We start from the raw sequence: 22,108 nt of genomic DNA, 5'->3' as shown, positions 1-22,108 counted from the left end.
GGACCGGAAAGTTATGCCGGGCTCTCGCCGCGCGCCACCATCGGCTTGGGGAGGCGCCAGCGGCGCATCTGCATGGTGCGGCGGACGGCGTAGAAGCCGATGCCCTTGGCCGGCTCGTCGGGGAACCTGGCGTTGACCGCGCGCCGCAGGCCGCGGGTCAGGATGAACCAGTCGCCGCCGATCGCGACGATCATCACCAGGAACAGGATGTTGACCACGCCCGGCAGCCACAGCAGCGCCTGGGAGAAGACGACGCCGAGCAGCGAGACGACCAGCAGCACCGGCAGCGCGAACTCCATCACCGACCAGCGGGCGTCGACGTAGTCGCGGGCGAACCGGCGGACCGCGCCCTTGTCGGCGGCCGGCAGGTACCGGTCGTCGCCGGTCTTCAGCGCCTCCTGCATCTTGGCCCGCTCGATCCGGACCTTCTCGCGCCGGTAGGCCGATGCCTCCTTGCGGTTGCGAGGCTTCTTCAGCGCGGCCTTGCGGGCGGCTTCTGCCTCCCGGCGACTCGGGGTCGGGCGTCCCTTGCCACCGGGCTTCGGCTGGGGTGCCGTGGACTCGGTTTGGGGCGATGTCTCAGACTTGGTACGACGGAACACGGGGACTGAACCTCATTCAGGGAACTGACGACGCCGGCCTCGGGGTGGTCCCCGGCCTTTGCACCACTTTATCCGGGCCGGTCCTGATGGTGTGGTGACCCGCAGGGACATAGGGTGGTTGACACGCACGCCGGGTCACCTCCGGCACAGAAGGGGTACGGATATCGATGAGCATCTTCAGGCGGATGTCGACGATCTTCAAGGCCAAGGCCAACACGGCCTTGGACAAGGCCGAAGATCCTCGCGAAACCCTTGACTACTCGTATCAGAAGCAGCTCGAACTGCTGCAGAAGGTACGCCGCGGCGTGGCTGATGTGGCCACCAGCCGGAAGCGGGTCGAGTTGCAGGCCTCGCAACTGCAGTCGCAGTCGCAGAAGCTGCAGGACCAGGCCCAGAAGGCGCTCTCGATGGGCCGGGAGGACCTCGCTCGCGAGGCGCTGACCCGCAAGTCCGGGCTGCAGGGCCAGATCGACGACCTGACCACCCAGCACGCCCAGCTGCAGGGCGAGGAGGAGAAGCTCACCCTCGCGTCGCAGCGGCTGCAGGCGAAGGTCGAGTCGTTCCGCACCAAGAAGGAGACGATCAAGGCCACCTACACGGCGGCCGAGGCGCAGACCCGGATCAACGAGGCCTTCTCCGGCATCTCCGAGGAGATGAGCGACGTCGGCCTCGCGGTCCAGCGGGCCGAGGACAAGACCCAGCAGATGCAGGCCCGGGCCGGCGCGATCGACGAACTGCTCGCCTCCGGCGCGCTGGACGACGCTTCCGGTAGCTCCAAGGACAGCATCACCCTCGAGCTCGAGCGGATGTCGACGGGATCCGACGTCGACTCCGAGCTCGCCGCGATGAAGGCGCAGCTGGCTCCGGCCGAGGCGCCGAAGCAGATCGCCCAGGACGCGCCCGGCGCGGCCCAGCCCCAGCAGCCGGCGCAGCAACCCACGCAGCAGCCGGCCCGACCGCAGGACGGAGACGCACGATGATCGTCCGGATCATGGGCGAAGGTCAGTACCAGCTGGCCGACGAGAAGCTCGACCAGCTGAACCTGGTCGACACCGACCTGGAGAAGGCCGTCTCGGCCAACGACGAGGAAGCCTTCAAGACCGCTTTCGCCGCGCTGCTGGACTTCGTCCGGGCCGGCGAGCGGGTGCCGGACGACGTCCTGCACGACTCCGACGCGATCCTGCCGCCGAGCGACAGCTCGCTGGGGGAGATGCGTGAGCTGATCAGCGGAGACGGCCTGATCGCGGGCTGATTCCTGCCACTGCCACCCCTTCGCGCACCGCGGGGCCGCTTCGGCGGTCCCGCGGCGTGTTGGGGGCCGGTCCTCCGATGGCGAAGCCGGTCCTGGTCCGGGGCCGGGAAAACCCTCGGCCGGAGATCGGGAACGCTCTGTGCGTAACGCTTCCCAACACTCCGTAGTTACTACTGACGGACCGGCTTTGGGCGTAGTACCCTCGGTGAACTGCCGTCGACGGGACGGTGTACTTCACGGCGTAACACGACCGGGTCCACTGGAGATTGTGACAGAGTGTGACTCGAGTTGTAGCCGGTTCACCGGGGGGTGACTTAGGGTGACGGATCATGCCGTCATGGGGGAAACCGCGTCCGCAACGGACGCGACCATTACTACCGGCCTGTCGTCGACAGGCATGCCATCAGCGACCTTGCAGACGGCCGTGACGCCGGCGGAGTACTTCGACCGCCGTCGGCCGGTCTGGGTGGTGCCGGACTCGGTGCCCGCGATCGTGCCGCGCTCGGCCCGGCTGACCGAGCCGCAGTGGGTCGCGGTCTATCGCTGGGCCGCGCTCGGCGGTGATCTGCTCGCGGCCGTGATCGGCGTCTCGATCGCCCTGCTGACCCGCTTCGGGTACCAGGTCGGCGGCGCCTACCTGGTCTTCGGCAGTTTGTTGCCGTTGGCATGGGTCGCCGCGGTCGCGATGTCCAAGGGCTACGAGCCACGCTTCTTCGGCGCCGGGCCCGACGAGTTCCGCTCGATCCTGCGCTCCGGCGCCGGACTGACCGCGGTCGTCGCGATCGTGTCGTACGCGACCAAGAGCGAGATCGCCCGCGGCTTCGTCGTGCTGGCGATCCCGGCCACGGTGCTGCTCGCACTGCTGCTCAGGTACGGTCTGCGCCGCGACCTGAGCCGCCACCGGTACCGCGGCCGCTGTATGCGCCGCGTGCTGGTCGTCGGCCGCAACGGCCAGGCCTCGACCTTGAGCGAACACCTGGAGAAGCGTCCGTCGGACGGTTTCCGCGTGGTCGCCACCTGCCGTCCTCGCGGTGACGGCCGGCCGCACCGGGAGCACGACGCCCTGCTGCTCGGTCCCGACGAGCTGGACGAGGCCGACATCATGGCGGCTGTCGACCGGCACGCCGTGGACGTCGTGGCCGTTGCCTCCGATCCCGAGCTCGCCGGTCAGTCGCTGCGGCGGCTCTCCTGGGCGCTGGAGCAACGCGGCGTCGAACTGATCGTCTCGCCGGGCATCATCGAGGTCGCCGGTCCGCGGATCTCGGTCCGCCCGGTTGCCGGGCTGTCCCTGCTGCACCTGGAGCGGCCGTCGGTCAGCGGCGGCCCGCACCTGCTGAAGGGTGTCTTCGACCGGATCCTCGCGTTGGTCCTGGTCGCGATGCTGTCGCCGTTGCTGCTCGGTCTGGCTGTCGCGGTCCGGCTGACCAGCAAGGGACCGGTGCTGTTCCGGCAGCGCCGGGTCGGCCGTGCCGGCGAGGAGTTCTCGATGCTGAAGTTCCGCAGCATGTACGTCGACGCCGAGCAGCGGCTCGGTGAGCTGCACGCCCTCAGCGACGGCAACGGGATGCTGTTCAAGATGCGCGACGACCCCCGGGTCACCGGCCTCGGCCGGATCCTGCGCAGGTTCTCGCTGGACGAGTTGCCGCAACTGTTCAACGTGCTGCGCGGCGAGATGTCCCTGGTCGGCCCGCGCCCGCCGCTGCCGCGGGAAGTCGCCCTGTACGCCGCCGACGACACCCGCCGGATGCTCGTCAAGCCGGGACTGACCGGCCTGTGGCAGGTCAGCGGCCGCAGCGACCTGTCCTGGGAGGAGTCGGTCGTGCTCGACCTGCGCTACGTGGACAACTGGTCGATGACGCTCGACCTGCTGATCCTGTGGAAGACGGCCCGCGCGGTGATCCGCGGGTCGGGTGCCTACTGATGGGGGAGAAAGTGAGCCGGCTCGACCGGAACGCCCGCGTGTACGTCGCGGGACATCGCGGCCTGGTCGGCTCGGCCATCTGGCGCAGACTGCAGGCCGAGGGCTTCACCGATCTGATCGGGGCGACCTCCTCCGAGGTCGACCTGCGCGACCGCGACCAGACCTTCGCGTACTTCGCCGAGCACCGCCCGCAGGTGGTGATCGACGCGGCGGCCAAGGTCGGCGGGATCCTGGCCAACCGCGACCACCCGACCGAGTTCCTCAGCGACAACCTGCGGATCCAGGTCAACCTGATGGACGCGGCGCTCGACGCCCGGGTACCGCGGTTGCTGTTCCTCGGGTCGTCCTGCATCTACCCGAAGTTCGCCGAGCAGCCGATCAAGGAGTCGAGCCTGCTCACCGGTGAGCTGGAGCCGACCAACGATGCGTACGCGATCGCCAAGATCGCCGGCATCATGCAGGTCCAGGCGGTCCGCCGGCAGTACGGGCTGCGCTGGATCTCGGCGATGCCGACCAACCTGTACGGGCCGAACGACAACTTCGACCTGACCAGCTCGCACGTGATGCCGGCGCTGATCCGGCGCTTCCACGACGCGGCGCGGAGCAACGCCGGCGAGGTCGTCCTGTGGGGGACGGGGACACCCCTGCGGGAGTTCCTGCACGTGGACGACCTGGCCGACGCCAGCCTGCACCTGCTCGAGCACTACGACGAGCCGGGGCCGATCAACGTCGGCGTCGGCTCCGACGTGTCCATCCGCGACCTGGCCGGCATCATCGCGAAGGTGGTCGGCTACACCGGTGCCATCGGCACCGATCCGTCGAAGCCGGACGGCACCCCGCGCAAGCTGCTCGACGTGAGCAAGCTCGGCGCCCTGGGCTGGAAGCCCGGTATCGACCTCGAGGAGGGCGTGGCCAGTGTCTACGCCTGGTACCTCGCCAACGGGAGGGAAGACCGATGACCGCGACGTCTGGCGGCCACGCACCGGAGCACGCCGCGGGAGGCCCGGAGTCGGGCGCCGCGAAGAAGGCCCTGATCACCGGGATCACCGGTCAGGACGGTTCGTACCTGGCCGAGCTGCTGCTCGGCAAGGGCTACGAGGTGCACGGCCTGATCCGCCGCGCGAGCACCTTCAACACGCACCGGATCGACCACCTCTACACCGATCCGCACGAGCAGGACAAGCGCCTGTTCCTGCACTACGGCGACCTGACCGACGGCTCGCGCCTCGTCACGCTGCTCGCCTCGATCCAGCCCGACGAGGTTTACCACCTGGCCGCGCAGAGCCATGTCCGGGTCAGCTTCGACGAGCCGGAGTACACCGGTGACACCACCGGGATGGGCACCACCCGGTTGCTCGAGGCGATCCGGATGATCGGCCTGAACTGCCGCTTCTACCAGGCGAGCAGCTCGGAGATGTTCGGCGCGACGCCGCCGCCGCAGAACGAGGAAACCCCGTTCTACCCGCGGTCGCCGTACGGCGCGGCCAAGCTCTACGGGTACTGGATGACCCGCAACTACCGCGAGGCGTACGACATGTTCGCGGTGAACGGGATCCTGTTCAACCACGAGAGCCCGCGCCGGGGCGAGACCTTCGTGACCCGCAAGATCACCCGGGCGGTGGCGCGGATCAAGCTCGGCCGGGAGAAGCGGCTCTACCTGGGCAACCTGGACGCCTGCCGCGACTGGGGCTACGCGCCGGAGTACGTCGAGGGCATGTGGCGGATGCTGCAGCACGACCAGCCGGGCGACTACGTCGTGGCCACCGGGACGTCGTACTCGGTCAAGGACTTCGTCGCGCTGGCGTTCGAGCACGCGGGGATGGACTGGAACGACTTCGTCGACTACGACGCGCGCTACGAGCGGCCGACCGAGGTCGACTCGCTGATCGGTGACGCCTCGAAGGCGCACGCCGAGCTGGGCTGGAAGGCCCAGGTGCACGTGCCGGAGCTGGTCCGGATCATGGTGGACGCCGACCTCGCAGCGCTGACCCGCGAGGACTGAGCGATGACTGGGACGACGCAGGACCGGGTCGACGTGCTGGGGATCCATGTCAGCGTGACCGACATGGACCACACCGTCGGCACGTTCGCGCGCTGGATCGACGCCGGCGAGCGGCACCTGGTCTGCGTCTCGGACATGAACGCGCTGCTGCACGCCCGGGCGGACGGTGAGCTCACGAAGGTCTACAACACGTCGGGGATGACGCTGCCCGACGGGATGCCGCTGGTCTGGGCCGGCAAGAAGGCCGGCTTCGAGCGGATGGAGCGGGTCTGCGGGCCGGACCTGATCGAGCGGGTGATGGCCGAGGCCGAGCAACGCGGCTGGTCGCAGTACTTCTACGGCGGCGCCGACGGGGTCGCAGAGCAACTGCGCGACACCTTCACCGCGCGGCATCCCGGGTTGAAGGTGGCAGGGGTCTACTCGCCGCCGTACCGGGCACTGAGCGCCGAAGAGGACGCCGAGATCGTCGACCGGCTGAACGAGGCGAAGCCGGACATCATCTGGATCGGGCTGGGCGCGCCGAAGCAGGAGCGCTGGATGGCCGAGCACCGGGACCGCCTGGACGCGGCGATCCTGATCGGGGTCGGCGCGGCCTTCGACTTCCACACCGGCCGGCTCGACCGCGCGCCGGACTGGATGCAGCGGGCCGGTCTCGAGTGGAGCTACCGGCTCTACAAGGAGCCGCGCCGGCTGTGGCGTCGCTACGTCCTGGGGATCCCGAGGTTCGGGGTCGGCATCCTGCGTCAGCCGCCGCGGCCGGTCGCTTGAAGCTGTCGAGGCTGGCCGGGCCGGCCGGCCGGGCGAGCTGGGGGCTCGCCGATCAAGCGCTGTCGAGCCTGAGCAACCTGGCCGTCGGCGTGCTGATCGCGCGCAGCAGCAGCGTGGCCGACTTCGGTGTCTACGCGCTGGCCTTCGGCGGCTACACGATCGCCCTCAACGTCTCCCGCGCCGTCGCCACCGAGCCGCTGTCGGTCCGGCACTCCGGCGACCGCAGCCCGGCCTGGGAGCGAGCTGTCCGGGCCAGTACGGCGACCGCGCTGTTCGCCGGCCTGATGGGCATGGTGGTCGGCCTGGCCATCGCGCTGTTCCCCGGCGTACCGTCCAAGGGTGTCCTGATCGCCTTCGCGGTGACGCTGCCCGGTCTGCTGCTGCAGGACGCCTGGCGCTGGGCCTTCTTCGTCGTGGGGGAGGGCCAGAAAGCCTTTCTCAACGACCTGATCTGGCTGCTCGCGATGGGCGGGATCTTCGGCGGGCTCTACCTGGCCGACGCGGTGACGGCGTTCTCGCTGACGCTGGGCTGGGGCCTGGGAGCTGTCATCGCCGCGGTGGCGGGCCGGTTCCAGGCAGGGGTGGCACCGCGGCGCCAGCTGATCCGGGAGTGGCTGGTGAGCCACCGGGATCTGACACCGAAGTACGTCGGGGAGATGCTGGCCGTCAGCGGCACGATCCAGGTGTACATGCTGGGGATCACCGTCGCCGCGGGGCTGGTCGCGACGGCCGGTATCCGTGGCGCGCAGGTCCTGCTGGGCCCGGTGAACGTGCTGAACCAGGGAATCCGGATGATCGCCGTACCGGAGGCCGCGCGGGCTCTGAAGCACTCCTACCGGCGTCTGTGGCTCGTCGGCCTGGCGATCTCGCTGGGTGTCGGCGCAGGCGCGCTGGCCTGGGGTGCGGTCTTCCTGCTGCTGCCCGAGGTGGTCGGTAGGGAACTGCTCGGTCCTGGCGTCTGGGCCGAAGCCAGGACCGTGCTGGTGCCGGTCATCCTGCTGCAGGCCTTCGGAGCCTCCAACGCGGGTGCCTTTGCCATCCTGCGTGCCCTGACGGCCGCGACCAGAGGCCTGCGGGTCCGTCTGGTCTCCTCCATCGTCCTGATCGTCTCAGGGGTCGGAGGAGCCTTCCTGGAAGGCCCCAAGGGTGCGGCTTGGGGCCTTGCCGTCGCTTCGTTCTGCACTCTGCTGCTGTGGTGGCACGAAGCCCATCGCGCCATCGCAGCCCATCGGGTGGCTAGCGCACAGTGATGCCGGCGAACCCGCCTCGTACCACGTTGTTGCCGTCGTAGACCTCGATCCGGTACTGCTGCGACGTGCCGGACGGTGCCGTGGTGTCGGTCAGTGTCACCGTCGGGCGGCTCCAGAAGGTGGAGTTGGCCGTCGTGGTGGCAACCACCGTGTTCGAGCCGCCCCGCAGCAGCCGGTAGGTCAGCGTGATGTCGTCGTTGTCCAGGGAGGTCTGGACGGTCGCCCGCACCTGACCGGTCGTAGTACTGGACAGTGTCGGCAGCACAGGGCCCAGGGGCTTGGCGCCCGCCCCCAGATTGTTGAAGCGCGTCAGGCCCTGCTGGTTGGCTCCCATCACCTTGGTGAAGTCGCCTCCGACCCACAGGTCCGAGCCACCGGTGGCCGAGACGAGCGGACCGACCTCGGTGGGCGGACCCGCGTTGGTGTTCGGGAACCAGGGACCGAGGTTGCCGTTCGCCGGGTTCTGCAGGAGCAGGAAGTGTGCTCCGGTGCCGTCCGGGAAGGCACCCGGGCAGCTGTGCGCGTGCGAGCCCTTGAAGAGCCAGCCGTTGACCATCGTGATCGCTTCGGTGGCGCCGAGGCAGGTGTTCTTCCAGATCAGGCTGCCGGTGCCGATGTTCGCCGCCCAGGTCCCGTCGAAGCAGCCGCCGCCGTCACCGGCGTTGGCGAAGTAGACGACGTCGCCGCTCGTCTCGATGTCCTTGACCCGCGAGGTGCACCGGCTGCTCGGCAGCGGTACCGCGGAGGCGGCCGCGAACGGGAGCAGCGCCCCGGTCGAGTTGTTGACACTGGCAACCGCCCAGCGGCTGATGCCGCCGATCCTGGCGAAGGTGCCGCCCAGGTACACCTTGGAGTTGTCGTCGGCTGCGTCGATCGCGTACACGTCGGCGTCGGCGTTCGGGTTCCACGGCAGCAGGCTGCCGTCGACCGTGCTGATCGCCGCCGCGCGGTTGCGGGCGACGTTGTTGACCAGGCCGAAGGAGCCGCCGAAGTACAGGCTGTCGCCGCCGACCGCGACCGTCTTGACCCGGTAGGAGACGTTGGGCCTGATGTTCGGCAGCAGCGCCCCGGTGGTCGCGTCGAAGGCGGCGATCCGGTTGCGGACCTGGCCGTCGACGCGGGTGAAGTCCCCGCCGATGTAGATCTTGGTTCCGTCGGGCGAGGCGACGATCGACCAGACGGTGTTGTTCAGCGTGTGGTTGAAGCCGGTGTCGAGTGCCCCGGTGGTCTGGTTGAAGGCCGCCAGGTAGGTCCGGACGGTCTGGTTGGTGCCGGCGGCGGCGCCCGGCGGGCGGACCCGGGTGAACCGGCCGCCGACGAACGCCTTGCCCTTGGCAACCGCGAGACCGAGCACGGCCGCGTCGGTCTGCCAGGTCGTCCCCGGTACTGCTGTCAGTGAAGCCCCGGTACTGGTCGCCGGCAGCGCCGGCACGACGGCCAGCGCGAGTCCTGCGGCGGCGAGCGCAGCAGTCATCCTCCGTAAACGCATGGTTTCCCCCTGTCGTGCCGAACCCCTCCGGCACCCCTTGAAAGTCCGGTGACCCCTCACCGGCTGCGGTGGGACCCGCCTGTCGAAGGCAGGCCCCACCCCGTATATCTAGCGAGCCTCGTAATGCGTTACGACCTGGTCGGCGTCGAGCGCGACCGGGTAGACGGCGACCTCGTCGAGAGTGCCGTCGACACCGGCGCTGGACGGGTTGTTCGGCCAGGCGTTGAGGTTGTCGGCGCCGATCCGCCAGTACCCCGTGTACGCCTCGGCGGCGGCCACGTTCTGGGTGCCGAGCAGGACCCCGTCGAGGTAGAACTTCTGCGAACCCGGCGAGAAGGTGCCGACCACGTGGTGCCACTGGCCGTCGTTGGTGCCGGGTGCCGAGCTGATCGTCCTGGTCGAACCGTCGTAGACGCCGAACACGACGGCTCCGTCGTTCTGCAGGTAGATGTGCCGGTCGTACTGGCTGCTGGTTCCGTTCGGGCTGTTGCCGAAGCCAACGATCTTGCCGCCGCTGCCGGAGGTGGTCTTGTACCAGGCCTCGACGCTGAAGTTCTGCGGCTGGCTGACAGCGGTCTGCCCGATCAGCCGGCTCGAACCGGCGAAGTCACCGGCGGTGTTGCCGCCGCTGCTCAGTGCGCCGGGCACCCCGAGCGTGACGCCGGAGTACGGGCCGGTGTTGTTCTGGCCGGACGAGTCTGTCGCGTTGGCCGTCCCGTTGGCCTCCCCGAGCCGCCAGTACGCCGTGGGGCCGTCTGCCATCACCTGCTGGTCGTACGGCGCGTCCACACTGGCCACAGTCACCGCGACCGAGTAGTCACCCCGTAACGTGCTGTTTCCGTCGGTCACCTCGATCCGGTAGACCTGCGACGAGCCGGGGGTGAGTCCGCTGTCGGTGAAGGAGAGCCACGGCCGGTTCCAGAAGCGCGAATCGGCCGAGTACGTCGCGACGACGGTGTTGCTGAAGCTGCGGAGTACCCGGTAGGTCAACGTGATGTCGTCGTTGTCCAGCACGGTCTGGAAGTTCACCTTGACCTGGCCGGCCTTGTAGCTGACCGGCACGACCTTGGCCGGCTTGCCCGGTGCCGCACCCGGTCCGGTGTTGGTGAAGCGGGCCAGGCCCTGCTGTCCGGAGCCGTTGACGGTGGTGAAGTCGCCACCGACCCAGAGGTCCGAGCCGCCGGTCGCGGAGGCCAGCGGACCCACCGCGGTGGGGGAGCCCGTGTTGGTGTTCGGGAACCAGGGACCGAGTTCGCCGGTGTCGAGGTTCTGGGTCAGCAGGAACCGGCCCGGCCCCTGCGGGAAGCCGCTGCCGCCCTGGTAGGCACAGTCGTGCGCGTGCGAGCCCTTGTAGAGCCAGCCGTCGACGACGGTGACCGACTCGGTCGCGCCCAGGCAGTTGTTCTTCCAGATCAGGTTGCCGGAGGCAACATCCGCGGCCCAGGTGCCGTCGAAGCAGCCGCCGCCGTCACCGGCGTTGGCGAAGTACACCCGGTCACCACTGGTCTCGATGTCCTTCACCCGCGAGACGCACCCGCCGTTGGGCGCGGGTACCGCGGCGGCCGCCGCGAACGGCTGCAGCGAACCGTCGGCCGGGTCCAGGCTGGCCACGGCCCAGCTCGAAGTACCGCCGATGGTCGAGAAGTTGCCGCCGGCATAGACCTTGCTGCCGTCGTCGGCCACGTCGATCGCGTACACGTCGTTGTCCGCCTGGGGGTCCCAGGGCAGCAGTGCCGCGGTGCTCGTGGTGACCGCCGCCAGCCGGGGCCGGGCGACGTTGTTGACCAGCCCGAACGAGCCGCCCAGGTAGACCGTGGTGCCGGAGACGGCGAGTGCCTTGACCCGGTAGGAGACCGACGGCTTCCAGTTGGACACCAGCGCGCCGGTGGCGGTGTCGAACGCCGCCACCCGGTTGCGGGTCTGACCGTCGACCTTGGTGAAGTCACCGCCGACGAAGACCCGGGAGCCGTCGGCGGAGGCCGCGACCGACCACACCATCCCGTTCAGTACGTGGTTGAACCCGGTGTCGAGTGCACCGGTGCTCTGGTTGAACGCGGCCAGATAGGTCCGCGCGGTCTCGCTGGTGCCGGCTGCCGCCCCCGGTGGCCGGACCGTGGTGAAACGCCCCCCGACGTACGCCTTGCCGTCCGCCACCGCGAGTCCTTGCACGCTGGCGTTGGTCTGCCACACCGGACTCGGCAGTGCCGACAGTGAAGCACCGATGCCCTGCGCGGGTGCTGGTGACAGCAACGCTGCCACCAGCAGACCGCCCAGCGTTAGAATCCCCACCTTTTTCACTACATCCCCCCTCAAGGATGTCCTCCGCGCCGCCTGGTGCGGCGGGGAGGTCAGACAGCCCCCGTTACGGGACCTTCACCGTGACCGCCGGGCCCTTCATGATGTTGCGCCCGTCGTGGATCTCGATGTGATAGCTGACCGTCTGGCCCTTCTTGACGCCCTTGTCGACCACGATGATCGTCTTGCGCGGCTGCCAGTAGTACGTCGTGAGCTTCTGCGAGCTGATGTTCGTCGCTCCGCGGAACACGTTGTAGGTCAGGGACAGGTTGTCCAGGTCGTAGCTGTCCTTGAAGTGGACAGCGATCTGGTTGGTCACCGCGCGCGAAACGGCCGGGACCTTCGGTGCCGCCGGCGCCGCGCCCCCCGCGGCGTTGGTGAACCGGGTCAGACCCTGCTGGATCTTGCCGTTGACGTGCACGAAGTCACCGCCCACCCACAGGTCGTTGCCGCCGGACGCGAACGCCAGCGGGCCGACCTTGGTGGTGCTGCTCTGGTTGGCGTCGGTGTTCGGGAACCACGGCCCGATGTTGCCGTTGATCGCGCTCTCCACCAGCAGGTAGTGGGTGCCGGTGCCGTCCGGGAAGGCGCCCGGGCAACTGTGCGCGTGCGAGCCCTTGTAGACCCAGTTCCCGATCGCCTTGATCGCCTCGGTGGCGCCCAGGCAGTTGTTCTTCCAGAGCAGCTGGCCCGTGGTCGCGTCGGCCGCCAGTACGCCGTCGTAGCAGCCGCCGCCGTCGCCGCCGTTCGCGACGAACACCTTGTTGCCGAGCGTGTCGATGTCCTTGACCCGCGTCGTGCAGGTCGCGGTCGGCTTCGGGATGGCCGCCGCGGCGGGCATCGTGTAGGCGGCACCGGTGGTGTTGTTGGTCATCGCCAGCGAGTAGTGGTCCTTGTTGTTGATCCGCCGGAACGGACCGCCGACGAACACCCGGGTGCCGTTGTCGGACAGATCGATCGCGTAGACCTCGTCGTCGGCGTTCGGGTTCCAGGGCAGCAGATCGCCCTGGATCAACCGGACGGCGGCGAGGTGGTTGCGGGTGACGTTGTCGACGCGGCCGAACGAGCCGCCGAAGAAGACGCTGTTGCCGAAGATCGCGATCGCCTTGACCCGGGTGGACACCGACGGGTCCCAGGCCTGGACCAGCTTGCCGGTCTTGACGCTGAACATCGCGATCCGGTTGCGCTTGATGCCGTTCACGGTGGTGAAGTCACCGCCGATGACGACCCAGTTGCCGTCCGGGCTGGTCGCGATCGACCAGACGGCGCCGTTGAGCTTCGGCGCGAACGCCAGCGGCGCGCCGGTGGTGCGGTTGAACGCGGCGATGTAGGTCCGGGCCGCCTCGCCCTGACCGGCCGGCTTGCCGGGCTGCCTGATCCGGGTGAACAGGCCACCGGCGTACACCGTGTTACCGGTGACTGCCAGCGCGTTGACACTGGAGTTGGTCTGCCACGACAGCTGCTTGATCGCGGACACGGCGGAGGCGAATCCGGACGTGGCTGCTTCCACCGGTGGACCGGAGGGGATCAGTGCCGCGCCGAGCACGGCGGCAGCGGTCACAACGGCCAGAACTAGCTTCTTCATAACTTCCTTAGGACTGGGCGGGGGGAAAGTCCATGAGCGTCCGAAATCTAGCGCCGGTGGGAGACCAACTGGAAGGCAGGCTCCCACCGGCGTTATGAGTTTGTGCTATGGAACTTCGATCGTCCGCTCAGCGTGCACCGGTCCGCCGGTCTCCGGTCAGCCCGCGTTGTAGTGGTTCAGGACCTGACCGGCGGTGAGTGCGTACGGGTAGACCGCCGCCTCGTCGATGACCATGCCGGTCTGCGTCGCGCCGCCACCGGACCACGAGTTGGTGGTGTCGTAGCCGACTCGCCACCAGCCGTAGTAGAGGGAGGCCTGACCGACCGTCTGGCTGCCGGCCAGCACCCCGTCGACGTACAGCTTCATGACGCCGTTGTCGTAGGTGCCGACCGCGTGGTGCCAGGCGCTGTTGTTCTTGTTCGACGTGCTGTTGATGGTGCGCTGACTGCCGTCGTTGACGCCGAAGGTGACCTGGCCGTTGGAGCGCAGGTACAGCATCCGGTCGGTGGAGCTGCTGTTGCCGGTCTTGGAGTTGCCGAAGCCGACGATCCGGCCACCGCGCAGGAAGCTCTGCTTGAACCAGGCCTCCACGGTGAACTGCTGCGGCATGCTGTAGGCCTTCTCGCCGGCCATCCGGCCGTTGCTCGAGCTGGTCGTGGCCGCCGTGTTGCCGCTCACCTTGCCGGAGCTGCCGAGCGTCATGCCGCTGTAGGTGCCGTTGTTGCTCTGGCCGGAGGAGTCGGTCGAGGTGGTCGTGCCCGACGCCTCACCGAGCCGCCAGTACGCCTGCGGGCCGTCGGACTTGATGATCTCGTCGTACGCCGTACTGGTGGCGCTCGCCACCGTGAGCGGATCGGAGTAGTTGCCCCGGATCGTCGTCGTACCGTCGGTCACCTCGACCCGGTAGTTGGTCACCTCACCCGGTGTCACGTCGGTGTCGGTGTAGTGCAGCCACGGCTTGTCCCACGGCGTCGAGGTGGCGGTCCAGGTCGCGATGGTGGTGTTGCTGAACCCCTTCAGCAGCCGGTAGGTCAGCGTGCTGTCGTCGTTGTCCACGACGGTGGGGAAGTGGATCTGGACCTCGCCGGCCTTGACCGAGGACGGCAGCAGCTTGGCCGGCTTGGCCGGAGCGGCACCCGGTCCGGCGTTGGTGAAGCGGGTCAGACCCTGCTGGCCGGCACCGTTGGTGGTGGTGAAGTCGCCACCGACCCACAGGTCCGAGCCGCCGGTCGCGAGCGCCAGCGGGCCGACCTCGGTGGGCGGACCGGCGTTGGTGTTCGGGAACCACGGGCCGATCTTGCCGTCGGCCGGGTTCTCGGCGAGCAGGAAGCGGTAGCCGAAGCCCTGCGGGAAGGCGCCGGCGCCGTTGTAGGCGCAGTCGTGCGCGTGGGAGGCCTTGTAGAGCCAGCCGTTCACCATCTTGACCGCCTCGGTGGCGCCCAGGCACTGGTTCTTCCACTTCAGCGTGTTGGTCGCGATGTCGACGGCCCAGGTGCCGTCGAAGCAGCCACCGCCGTCACCACCGTTGCCGAAGTAGACGGTGTCACCCGAGGCGTCGATCGACTTGACCCGGGTGGTGCAGGAGCCGTTCGGCGGCGGGACCGCGGAGGCGCCGGCGAACGGCAGCACCGCGCCGGTCACCGGGTCGAGGCTGGTGACGGTGTTCTGGTTGGTGCCGTTGACGGTGCTGAACTGGCCACCGGCGTAGGCCTTGGAGCCGTCGTCGGCCACGTCCACGGCGTACACGTCGCCGTTGGTGGAAGGGGCCCAGGGCAACAAGGTGCCGAGGTCGGCGGTCACGGCGGCGAGCCGGAGCCGGTCGATGCCGTTCACCAGGCCGAAGGAGCCACCGAAGTACACGGTGTCGCCGGAGACCGCGATCGACTTGACCCGGTAGGAGACCGAGGGCTTCCAGTTCGGCACCAGCGCGCCGGTGGCGGTGTCGAAGGCGGCGACCCGGTTGCGGGTCACGCCGTTGACGTTGGTGAAGTCACCGCCGATGAAGACCCGCGAGCCGTCGGCCGAGGCGGCCACGGCGTACACCTGGCCGTCGAGGACCGGGTTGAACGAGGCGACCAGGTCGCCGGTGGTCGCGTCGAAGGCGGCCAGGTAGGCCTGGCCGACCTCGTTGGTGCCCAGCGGCGAGCCCGGCGGGCGGACGCTGGTGAACCGTCCACCGACGTAGGCCTTCCCAGCGGCCACGGTGATGCCCTGGACACTGGCGTTGGTCTGCCAGACCGGGCTGTTCTGCGCCGACAGCGAGGCCTCGATGCTCTGGGCCGGCGGTGCCAGCACCATCACTCCGGCCGCTGCCACCAGCGCGCCGGCCGTGCCCAGGCGCGCGAAAAGCCATCTCTTCTTCATCCTGCGGTGTCCCCCCTCGGACCGGCGTCTACCCCGACGCCGTACCAGTGATCCCGTTACGTGATAACCCCGAATTCCCCCGAGAACAGAGTAGGCCACAGAAAGTGAGCTTTGACCAGTCTGCAAACGGTCAGACCCGGCGAGTCGCCCACAATCGTCACTCTGCGTGAACGTTACGGACGATTGCCGCTTCCGGCCGGAGCGGATCCGGCCGAACCGAGGTACCGACCGTGACCTCGGTCCGGTTTCGGTGCCCACCCGATGCCTATATCCTGGGCCCGGCAAGGATCCGGTCGCCAGTGGTGATCAGTGTTGGGATCCGGTCACCGTGAGGGCTCGGGAAGCCCGGTCGGCCGGGCGGGGGAGCGGCGCAGTCCTGTCTGTCGGAGTGCGCTGAGTGAGGAATTGGGGGACCACCGGATGGAACCGGGCACTGTGGTCTGGCGGGACACCGCACAGTCACTCCTGCGGCACAAATGGCTGATCATCGGCTGCGTGCTGCTCGGCATCGGCAGCTCGGCGTTCTTCTCACTGTCGCAGACCGAGCGCTGGACCGCGTCCAGCCAGGTCGTGATCGGGCCGGCGGTCCCGCCGGCCCTGGTCGGCAAACTGCCGACCGGTGGCGACAAGAGCGGCCCACTCGGCCTCGACCTGCCGGCCGAGACCCAGGCCCGGGTGATGGCGAGCCCGCAGATCCTGCGCGAGGTCGCCAAGTTCCTGCAGATGCCGACCACGGACGACTCGGTCCAGGCGCTGGCCGGAGTGACCCGGGTGAAGGCGGTCACCGACAACGCCTACCTGATCACCATCGACGGCCCGACCGCCGACGAGGCCGTCCGCCGGGCCAACGCGATCGCCCAGATCTACCTGGCCCAGCGCAGTACCGAGGCCAAGACGCTGCTGGTCACGCTGGCCAGCCAGGCCACCGACCGCGCCAAGAGCGCCAATCTCCAGTCGAAGAACCTGCTCGAGCAGATCGCCGACGCCCAGGGGCGCGGCGACACCCAGGAAGCCAGCTCGCTGCGCGACCAGCGGGTCGGGCTCGCGTCGGAGGCCCGGCAGGCCGCCGACGAGGCATCCGCCATGAACAAGGCGCTGACCGGCGTCGGCGCGAGCAGCACGCTCGTCACGCCCGCTACCAAGGACACCGCCTCGTCGTCGCCGCTGGTGATGCGCGACATCACCGTCGGCGCGATCCTCGGGCTGGTGCTCGGCTTCGGCCTGGCCCTGGTCAGTACCCATCTGAGCCCGTTCATCCTGACTCGCGACCAGGCCGCGCGGGCAGCGAGCGCCCCGGTCATCACGGCCGCGATCGGCCACCGGCGCTACCGGCTCGGCTTCCGGTTGCGCTTCTGGCTTCGCGCTTCCCCGCAGCTGGGACCGTCCGAGATCACCGCGCTGGGCACCGAGGCGAGTGGCGCGCTGGCACGCCGTGAGCTGAACCCGAAGGGGATCGGCTCGAGCGGCGCCGGTGCACTGCTGGTCGTCTCGGCCTCGCCCACGCCGAACTCGGCCGGTATCGCGCTGGCGATGGCAGAGGCGAGCGCCCGTGACGGTCGCGAGACGCTGCTGGTCCTGGCCGACCTGCGGCGTACGCCGGTGTTGTCGCACCTGACCGATCACGAGGGCCTCACCGATCTGGTCAACGAGCCGGCCGCCACCCGCGCGGTGCGGGCCCGTAAGTTGTTCCGCCCTGGCACGGTCGCCGATCTCTACGTGCTGCCGCCCGGCCTGAGCCACGACGAGTCCGCGCTCGCGATCGGCCCGTCGCTGGTGCCGGGGATCGTGGCCGACCTGCCCCCGGGGTACTCGGTGGTCATCCACGGCCCGGCCTCGGTCGGCCGGCACGGGATCACGCCACTGGCCGCGGCGGTCGACGCGTCGGTGCTGGTCGTGCAGGTCGGTCAGGACAAGGAGACGGACCTGACCCGGCTCACGGCCGCGCTGAAGTTCGCGGGCGCGCCGGTGCTCGGCGTCGTACTGATCGGCTGCTCGAAGCACGACGACTCGCTGGGCATCCCGCTCAACTTCACTCCGGCCGAGACCGCCGCACCGCCGTTGCGCTGACAGGGTCGACCATGCTGACGGGGCTGTGACGATGACGCTGACGGCACCACCGGTGCCGGGGACCACCGAGGACGCGGAGACAGGCAAGGCGACCTGGCTCTGGCTCGCCATGTGGTGCCTGCTGGTGCTCGGCGTGCAGCCCTGGTCCTCACGGGCCGCCGCGCCGCAGGGGTCGACGGGCTCGACCAACAGCCTGATGAAGGGCGTCCTGCTCGGCGCGATCTTCCTGATCTGCCTGGCCGCCACCAAGCCGGGTTTCCGGACCCGCGCGAGCCCCACCACCACCCTGTACGTCGCCTACGCGCTCTTCGCCACGGCCACGGCCTTCCTGCTCGCGGATCCGGGCGGCCCGCTGCTGCGGCTCGCGCGGTTCATGATCGGCCTGATCCTGCTGTTCATGCTGTGGCGGCCGCTGATCCGGGTGCCGGAGCGGCTGATCCGGGCGCATCTGTTCGCGCATCTGCTGCTGGCGCTCACGGTCGTGCTCAGCGTGGTCTGGCGGCCCTCGGTGGCCTGGCGGCCGCTCAGCTCGTTCGGCACCGGCTACCGCTTGCAGGGCGTGCTCATCCCGATGCTGCCACCGCGTGTCGGCGAGGTCGGCGCGATCCTGCTCGGGCTGGCGATCATCGCCTTCTTCGCCCGCAAGATCTCGTTCATCCCGGCCGGGGTGATGATCACCATCGGCGTCGTCCTGGTCGCGGCGAGCCGGACCCGGACGGCGGCCGCCGCGGTCGCCGTCGGTCTGGTCCTGGCCCTCTTCCTGACCCGGAAGAGCTGGTTCAGCCGAATAGCGTCGATCTCGGTGCCGGCCCTGCTGGGGCTGGCGTTCCTGGTGGTCCCGTCGCTGCAGACGTGGCTGCTGCGGGGACAGGGGACCAAGCAGATCAGCTCCCTGAGCGGTCGCACCACGAGCTGGCAGTACGTGCTGGACGAGGATGTCTCCCTGCAGACGGCGATCATCGGCCATGGTCTGGGCAACAAGCGGGTGCTGCTCCGCCGGGGCGAGGGCGACATCGACGTGATGGCGATCGACAACAGCTGGCTGAGCCTCTACTGGGAGACCGGCCTGCTGGCGGTCGCGATCGTCGGCGTCGCCTTCATCCTCGCCTGGGCCTCGGTCCTCCGGGCCCCGACTCCCTACGTCAAGGCCAGCGGCGCCCTTCTGCTCGGCTACGTGACGGTTGCCTCGCTCAACGAGAGCGGCCTCTCGGACCTCAGCTCGATGACCCTGCACCTCCTGGTCGCCGCCGCGGTCTGTGACGCCGATCGCCTGAGAGCGCTGGCGAATCCACCACCCTTGAAACCGGTCAAGCAGCGCTACATCTAGCCGGTGACGCTGTCCTGGTCGAAGCCGGCTGCCTGCCACTGCTCCCACGTCATCGTCGCGCCCCGGTAGGCGAACCGCTGCGCCTGCCGGTCCCCGATCCGGTAGCTGTTCCGGCTGAACCGGATCGCGCCGTCCTTGGCGGGGGACTCCTTGTTCTCGACCACTCCGGTGCTGGCGGTCCGCTCGTCCATCACCACCTGGTTGGCCTCGATCAGCACGTCGGCCAGCACGTACGGCCCGCGCGGCCCGTCGCCGCGGGTCCGGGACTGGATCGCGATCCCGTTGCGGTTGCCCTTGATCAGGTTGCCGGCCACCGTCACCCCGGCCGAGGTGTTCACGTTGATCCCGCCGCCGTCCCACAGGCTCGGCCCCGATCCCCGCCCGGTCCCAAATCCGTTGCCCTCGACAACGTTGTCCCGGATGGTGGCCTGGTAGCTGATCTCGTACCGGATCCCGTCCGCCGCGTTGTCCCGGATCCGGTTGCCGGCGATCACCCGGTCGTACTCCGCGATGTCGCTCCACATCCCGATGCCGCGGTTGGCGACGATGTCGTTGCCCGACACCTCACCGGACGACCGGGTGGACTTGATCCCACCGGACTCCCAGTCGGCGATCCAGAAGCCGTCGGTGTTGTTGCGCGTCACCAGGTTGCCGGTGAGCTTGCCGTCGGCCGAGTCGTACTGCCCGATCCCGAGCTGCCCGTTGTCGGCGATGGTGTTGCCGCTGACCGTGGCCCGGTCGCCCTGGATCACCATCACGCCGACTCCGTGGTTCCAGCGGACCTCGTTGGCGACCACCTTCCACCCGGTGCCCGCCTCGAGCGCGCCGCCCTGTGGCAGGCTGGCGAAGTGCTCGATCGTCAGCCCGCTGACGGTCACGTCCTGCGCCGACACCTCGATCGCGGCCCGCGTCCTCGACATCTCGACGGCCTTCCCGGCGGGATCGTCCGCGAGGTGGACCGCGTTGGCCGCGTAGTCGCCGAAGAACGTTCCCGGCTTCAGTGCCTCCAAGCTCATCACCCGGGTGAGGTGCGCGCCGTCGACGAAGACCTGCTCGCCGCGCTGGCACGGGTTGGTCTTCTCGTCCTCGCACTTCCCCTTCAGCTTGTACGCCGCCGGCAGTACGCCGCGCACCACCCACCGGCCACCTTCGGCCTGCCAGCCGCGGAGCTGCACCGACCCGGTCAGTACCGCGCCCTCGCTGCTCGCCAGGGTCGAGCCTTCGGTCGGCCGGATGGCCCGAGCGATCCGGTGCAGCCCCTTCTCGAAGCAGAAGATCTTGGCCGTCGGGTTGGCATCGATCACCTGCTGCGGTTCGGCACCGACCGGGATCGCGACGCCCACGCATTTGGGCGCGGTCGCCGGTCCGGTGGCGCCCAGCTTCGTCTTCGCCGCCGCCGGGACCTCGGTCGGCACGGCGACCGTCGGCTCGGCTGTCTTCGACTCACCAGCCACCGGCGCCGCCGGATCATCGCTGCACCCGGCCAGCAAAAGTCCGGCGAGCAGAAGAGCCCCCGCCGACGTGAACCCGCGTCCCATCAGTTCCCCCACACCAGCCGACCCCGAAAGTTGCCCAACTATAGGTCAGCCGACGACCGCGAAATCATAACTATACCTTTCGTAAGGTATAGTTATGAGGATGGAACTGCTGGAAAGGTCTGCGGAGACGGTCTCTGCTTCGAAGCGGCGCTGGCTGTTGCTGGCGGTGGTCAGCGCCGGACTGCTGCTGATCACGCTGGACAACTCGATCCTGTACGCCGCCCTGCCGACCCTGGTGGGTGATCTCGGCGCGAGCAGCTCCGAGAGCTTGTGGATCATCAACGCCTACCCCGTGGTGATGGCCGGCCTGCTGCTCGGCAGCGGGACGCTGGGCGACCGGATCGGACACCGCCGGATGTTCCTGATCGGCTTGGTGATCTTCGGGATCGCCTCGCTGGCCGCCGCGTTCGCGCCGACGGCGGAAGCCCTGATCGCGGCGCGGGCCTTCCTGGCCGTCGGAGCAGCGGCGATGATGCCGGCCACGCTCGCCCTGATCCGGATCGCCTTCGAGGACGAGCGGGAGCGGAACGTCGCGATCGCCGTCTGGGGCACTCTGGCGATCGTGGGCAGCGCGCTGGGTCCGATCATCAGCGGGCTGCTGCTCGGCCGGTTCTGGTGGGGATCGGTGTTCCTGATCAATGTGCCGGTCGTGGTCGCGGCCCTCGTCGCCACTGTCGTCCTCGCGCCACCCAACGAAGCGGACCCCAGCAAGCGCTGGGACCTGCCCTCCTCGCTGCTCGCCCTCGTCGCCCTGGTGGGCCTCGTGTTCGCCATCAAGGAAACGGCCAAGACCTCTCCCGAGTACGGCGTGATCGCCGCGGCGCTCCTGGCGGCCTCCGCCGGTGGTTGGGCCTTCGCGCGAAGGCAGCGCCGGCTTCCCTACCCCCTGCTGGACTTCGCCATCTTCCGCAACCGCGCCTTCCTGGCCGGCGTGCTCGCCGCTGGGTTCTCCATGTTCGCCCTGGCCGGCATCCAGCTGGTCACGACCCAGCGCTTCCAGCTCGTGGAGGGCTTCACCCCACTGCGCGCCGGACTGCTCGTCGCCGCGGTGGCGCTGGGCGCTTTGCCGACGGCGATCATCGGCGGCGCGAGCCTGCATCGAATCGGCCTGTTGCCGATCGTCGCGGGCGGTCTCGCCCTCAGCGTCGTCGGATCGCTGCTCGTGCTGCTGTCCTTCGACACCAGCATGGGCCTGTTGATCACCGGCCTGCTGATCACGGGCGCGGGTCTCGGAGCGGCCATGTCCGTCGCCTCCAGCGCGATCATGGGCAACGTGGCGGCTCGCCGGGCCGGTATGGCGTCCTCCGTGGAGGAGGTGTCCTACGAGTTCGGCGGTCTGATCGCGGTCGCACTGCTCGGCAGCCTGCTGACCGCTGTCTACAGCGCGACCATCGACCTGCCCGCCGGAGTACCGGACTCGGCGCGTGACAGTCTCGATGCCGCGCTGGCACTGGCGTCCGGTGGCAACCCCGCGCTGGTGACGGCCGCGTCGGATGCGTTCGACGGCGCGTACGTCGCGGTGATGGTCGTGGTCACCGCGATGATGGCCGTCGGTACGCTCGTGACCGGCCTGCTGCTGCGCCGCCACGGCCCCGGATCAGCACTATCCGTCCCCACCCACCACTGACACCCCCGCCTCGGGAGCTCT

At 69.2% G+C, this 22,108-nt stretch carries 16 protein-coding genes; 10 read left to right on the top strand and 6 right to left on the bottom strand.

Translation table 11 applies throughout. The annotated features are described in order from the left end of the window. Positions 1-11 precede the first annotated feature (11 nt). Positions 12-602 (bottom strand): DUF3043 domain-containing protein, encoded by a 591-nt coding sequence (locus OX958_RS22380; RefSeq protein ID WP_270131128.1) that lies wholly within the window; start codon positions 600-602, stop codon positions 12-14. Positions 603-769: 167 nt separating this feature from the next. Here OX958_RS22380 and OX958_RS22375 point away from each other — a divergent pair, with 167 nt between their 5' ends. The 7 genes from OX958_RS22375 (at position 770) to OX958_RS22345 (ending at position 7,795) form a co-directional block, all read left to right on the top strand. Next, on the top strand, positions 770-1,582 hold the full coding sequence (locus tag OX958_RS22375) for a PspA/IM30 family protein (protein WP_270131126.1): 813 nt from the start codon (positions 770-772) through the stop codon (positions 1,580-1,582). Beyond that, entirely contained in the window at positions 1,579-1,854 is a 276-nt protein-coding gene (pspAA, locus tag OX958_RS22370) for a PspA-associated protein PspAA (RefSeq protein WP_270131125.1), read from the top strand. The genes OX958_RS22375 and pspAA overlap by 4 nt, the downstream gene beginning before the upstream one ends. A 337-nt stretch (positions 1,855-2,191) precedes the next feature. Next, the gene (locus OX958_RS22365) at positions 2,192-3,775 is read left to right on the top strand and encodes a sugar transferase (protein ID WP_270131124.1); all 1,584 of its coding nucleotides are present in this window, start codon (positions 2,192-2,194) and stop codon (positions 3,773-3,775) included. Beyond that, positions 3,775-4,734 (top strand): GDP-L-fucose synthase family protein, encoded by a 960-nt coding sequence (locus OX958_RS22360; protein WP_270131123.1) that lies wholly within the window; start codon positions 3,775-3,777, stop codon positions 4,732-4,734. Before OX958_RS22365 ends, OX958_RS22360 begins: the two co-directional genes overlap by 1 nt. Further along, a complete protein-coding gene (gene gmd / locus OX958_RS22355; protein ID WP_270131122.1) occupies positions 4,731-5,777 on the top strand; it encodes a GDP-mannose 4,6-dehydratase in 1,047 nt (348 codons plus the stop codon). Before OX958_RS22360 ends, gmd begins: the two co-directional genes overlap by 4 nt. Before the next feature lie 3 nt (positions 5,778-5,780). Continuing rightward, positions 5,781-6,545, top strand: a complete 765-nt coding sequence (locus OX958_RS22350; RefSeq protein ID WP_270131121.1) for a WecB/TagA/CpsF family glycosyltransferase — start codon at positions 5,781-5,783, stop codon at positions 6,543-6,545. Further along, a complete protein-coding gene (locus OX958_RS22345) occupies positions 6,542-7,795 on the top strand; it encodes a hypothetical protein (RefSeq protein WP_270131120.1) in 1,254 nt (417 codons plus the stop codon). Before OX958_RS22350 ends, OX958_RS22345 begins: the two co-directional genes overlap by 4 nt. Here OX958_RS22345 and OX958_RS22340 read toward each other — a convergent pair. From OX958_RS22340 to OX958_RS22325, 4 genes are all read right to left on the bottom strand, one after another. Continuing rightward, the gene (locus OX958_RS22340; RefSeq protein ID WP_270131119.1) at positions 7,782-9,284 is read right to left on the bottom strand and encodes a fibronectin type III domain-containing protein; all 1,503 of its coding nucleotides are present in this window, start codon (positions 9,282-9,284) and stop codon (positions 7,782-7,784) included. The genes OX958_RS22345 and OX958_RS22340 overlap by 14 nt on opposite strands. Positions 9,285-9,392: 108 nt before the next feature. Beyond that, positions 9,393-11,573, bottom strand: coding sequence for a LamG-like jellyroll fold domain-containing protein (locus OX958_RS22335; protein ID WP_270131118.1), 2,181 nt, complete (start codon positions 11,571-11,573; stop codon positions 9,393-9,395). A 73-nt stretch (positions 11,574-11,646) separates the two neighbouring features. Next, positions 11,647-13,164 carry a fibronectin type III domain-containing protein gene (locus OX958_RS22330; protein WP_270131117.1) on the bottom strand — a complete coding sequence of 506 codons (1,518 nt, stop codon included), beginning with the start codon at positions 13,162-13,164 and terminating at the stop codon, positions 11,647-11,649. A gap of 156 nt (positions 13,165-13,320) precedes the next feature. Beyond that, a complete protein-coding gene (locus OX958_RS22325) occupies positions 13,321-15,528 on the bottom strand; it encodes a LamG-like jellyroll fold domain-containing protein (protein ID WP_270131116.1) in 2,208 nt (735 codons plus the stop codon). 420 nt (positions 15,529-15,948) lie between these two features. Between OX958_RS22325 and OX958_RS22320 the strand changes: the two genes are divergently transcribed. After that, on the top strand, positions 15,949-17,595 hold the full coding sequence (locus OX958_RS22320) for a Wzz/FepE/Etk N-terminal domain-containing protein (protein WP_270131115.1): 1,647 nt from the start codon (positions 15,949-15,951) through the stop codon (positions 17,593-17,595). A gap of 31 nt (positions 17,596-17,626) precedes the next feature. Further along, entirely contained in the window at positions 17,627-18,922 is a 1,296-nt protein-coding gene (locus OX958_RS22315) for an O-antigen ligase family protein (protein ID WP_270131114.1), read from the top strand. Here the strand turns inward: OX958_RS22315 and OX958_RS22310 are convergent. Continuing rightward, positions 18,919-20,460, bottom strand: coding sequence for a right-handed parallel beta-helix repeat-containing protein (locus tag OX958_RS22310; RefSeq protein ID WP_270131113.1), 1,542 nt, complete (start codon positions 20,458-20,460; stop codon positions 18,919-18,921). The two genes, OX958_RS22315 and OX958_RS22310, sit on opposite strands and share 4 nt — an antisense overlap. Before the next feature lie 100 nt (positions 20,461-20,560). Here OX958_RS22310 and OX958_RS22305 point away from each other — a divergent pair, with 100 nt between their 5' ends. Then, the gene (locus OX958_RS22305) at positions 20,561-22,087 is read left to right on the top strand and encodes an MFS transporter (RefSeq protein ID WP_270131112.1); all 1,527 of its coding nucleotides are present in this window, start codon (positions 20,561-20,563) and stop codon (positions 22,085-22,087) included. The last annotated feature ends 21 nt before the right edge of the window (positions 22,088-22,108 follow it).

The sequence above is a fragment of the Kribbella sp. CA-293567 genome, from assembly GCF_027627575.1.
In the GTDB taxonomy this organism is placed as follows: Bacteria; Actinomycetota; Actinomycetes; order Propionibacteriales; family Kribbellaceae; genus Kribbella.
Note: the sequence above shows the minus strand (reverse complement) of the source record. Positions and strands in the feature narration are given on the sequence as shown.

What these genes read in the sequence shown, in the direction of transcription:
- OX958_RS22360 (WP_270131123.1), top strand. Translation starts at nt 3,775, where the DNA reads ATGGGGGAGAAAGTGAGCCGGCTCGACCGGAACGCCCGCGTGTACGTC.
- OX958_RS22310 (WP_270131113.1), bottom strand. Translation starts at nt 20,460, where the DNA reads ATGGGACGCGGGTTCACGTCGGCGGGGGCTCTTCTGCTCGCCGGACTT.
- OX958_RS22365 (WP_270131124.1), top strand. Translation starts at nt 2,192, where the DNA reads ATGGGGGAAACCGCGTCCGCAACGGACGCGACCATTACTACCGGCCTG.
- OX958_RS22340 (WP_270131119.1), bottom strand. Translation starts at nt 9,284, where the DNA reads ATGCGTTTACGGAGGATGACTGCTGCGCTCGCCGCCGCAGGACTCGCG.
- OX958_RS22350 (WP_270131121.1), top strand. Translation starts at nt 5,781, where the DNA reads ATGACTGGGACGACGCAGGACCGGGTCGACGTGCTGGGGATCCATGTC.
- pspAA (WP_270131125.1), top strand. Translation starts at nt 1,579, where the DNA reads ATGATCGTCCGGATCATGGGCGAAGGTCAGTACCAGCTGGCCGACGAG.
- OX958_RS22320 (WP_270131115.1), top strand. Translation starts at nt 15,949, where the DNA reads ATGGAACCGGGCACTGTGGTCTGGCGGGACACCGCACAGTCACTCCTG.
- OX958_RS22305 (WP_270131112.1), top strand. Translation starts at nt 20,561, where the DNA reads ATGGAACTGCTGGAAAGGTCTGCGGAGACGGTCTCTGCTTCGAAGCGG.
- OX958_RS22330 (WP_270131117.1), bottom strand. Translation starts at nt 13,164, where the DNA reads ATGAAGAAGCTAGTTCTGGCCGTTGTGACCGCTGCCGCCGTGCTCGGC.
- OX958_RS22325 (WP_270131116.1), bottom strand. Translation starts at nt 15,528, where the DNA reads ATGAAGAAGAGATGGCTTTTCGCGCGCCTGGGCACGGCCGGCGCGCTG.
- OX958_RS22315 (WP_270131114.1), top strand. Translation starts at nt 17,627, where the DNA reads ATGACGCTGACGGCACCACCGGTGCCGGGGACCACCGAGGACGCGGAG.
- gmd (WP_270131122.1), top strand. Translation starts at nt 4,731, where the DNA reads ATGACCGCGACGTCTGGCGGCCACGCACCGGAGCACGCCGCGGGAGGC.
- OX958_RS22375 (WP_270131126.1), top strand. Translation starts at nt 770, where the DNA reads ATGAGCATCTTCAGGCGGATGTCGACGATCTTCAAGGCCAAGGCCAAC.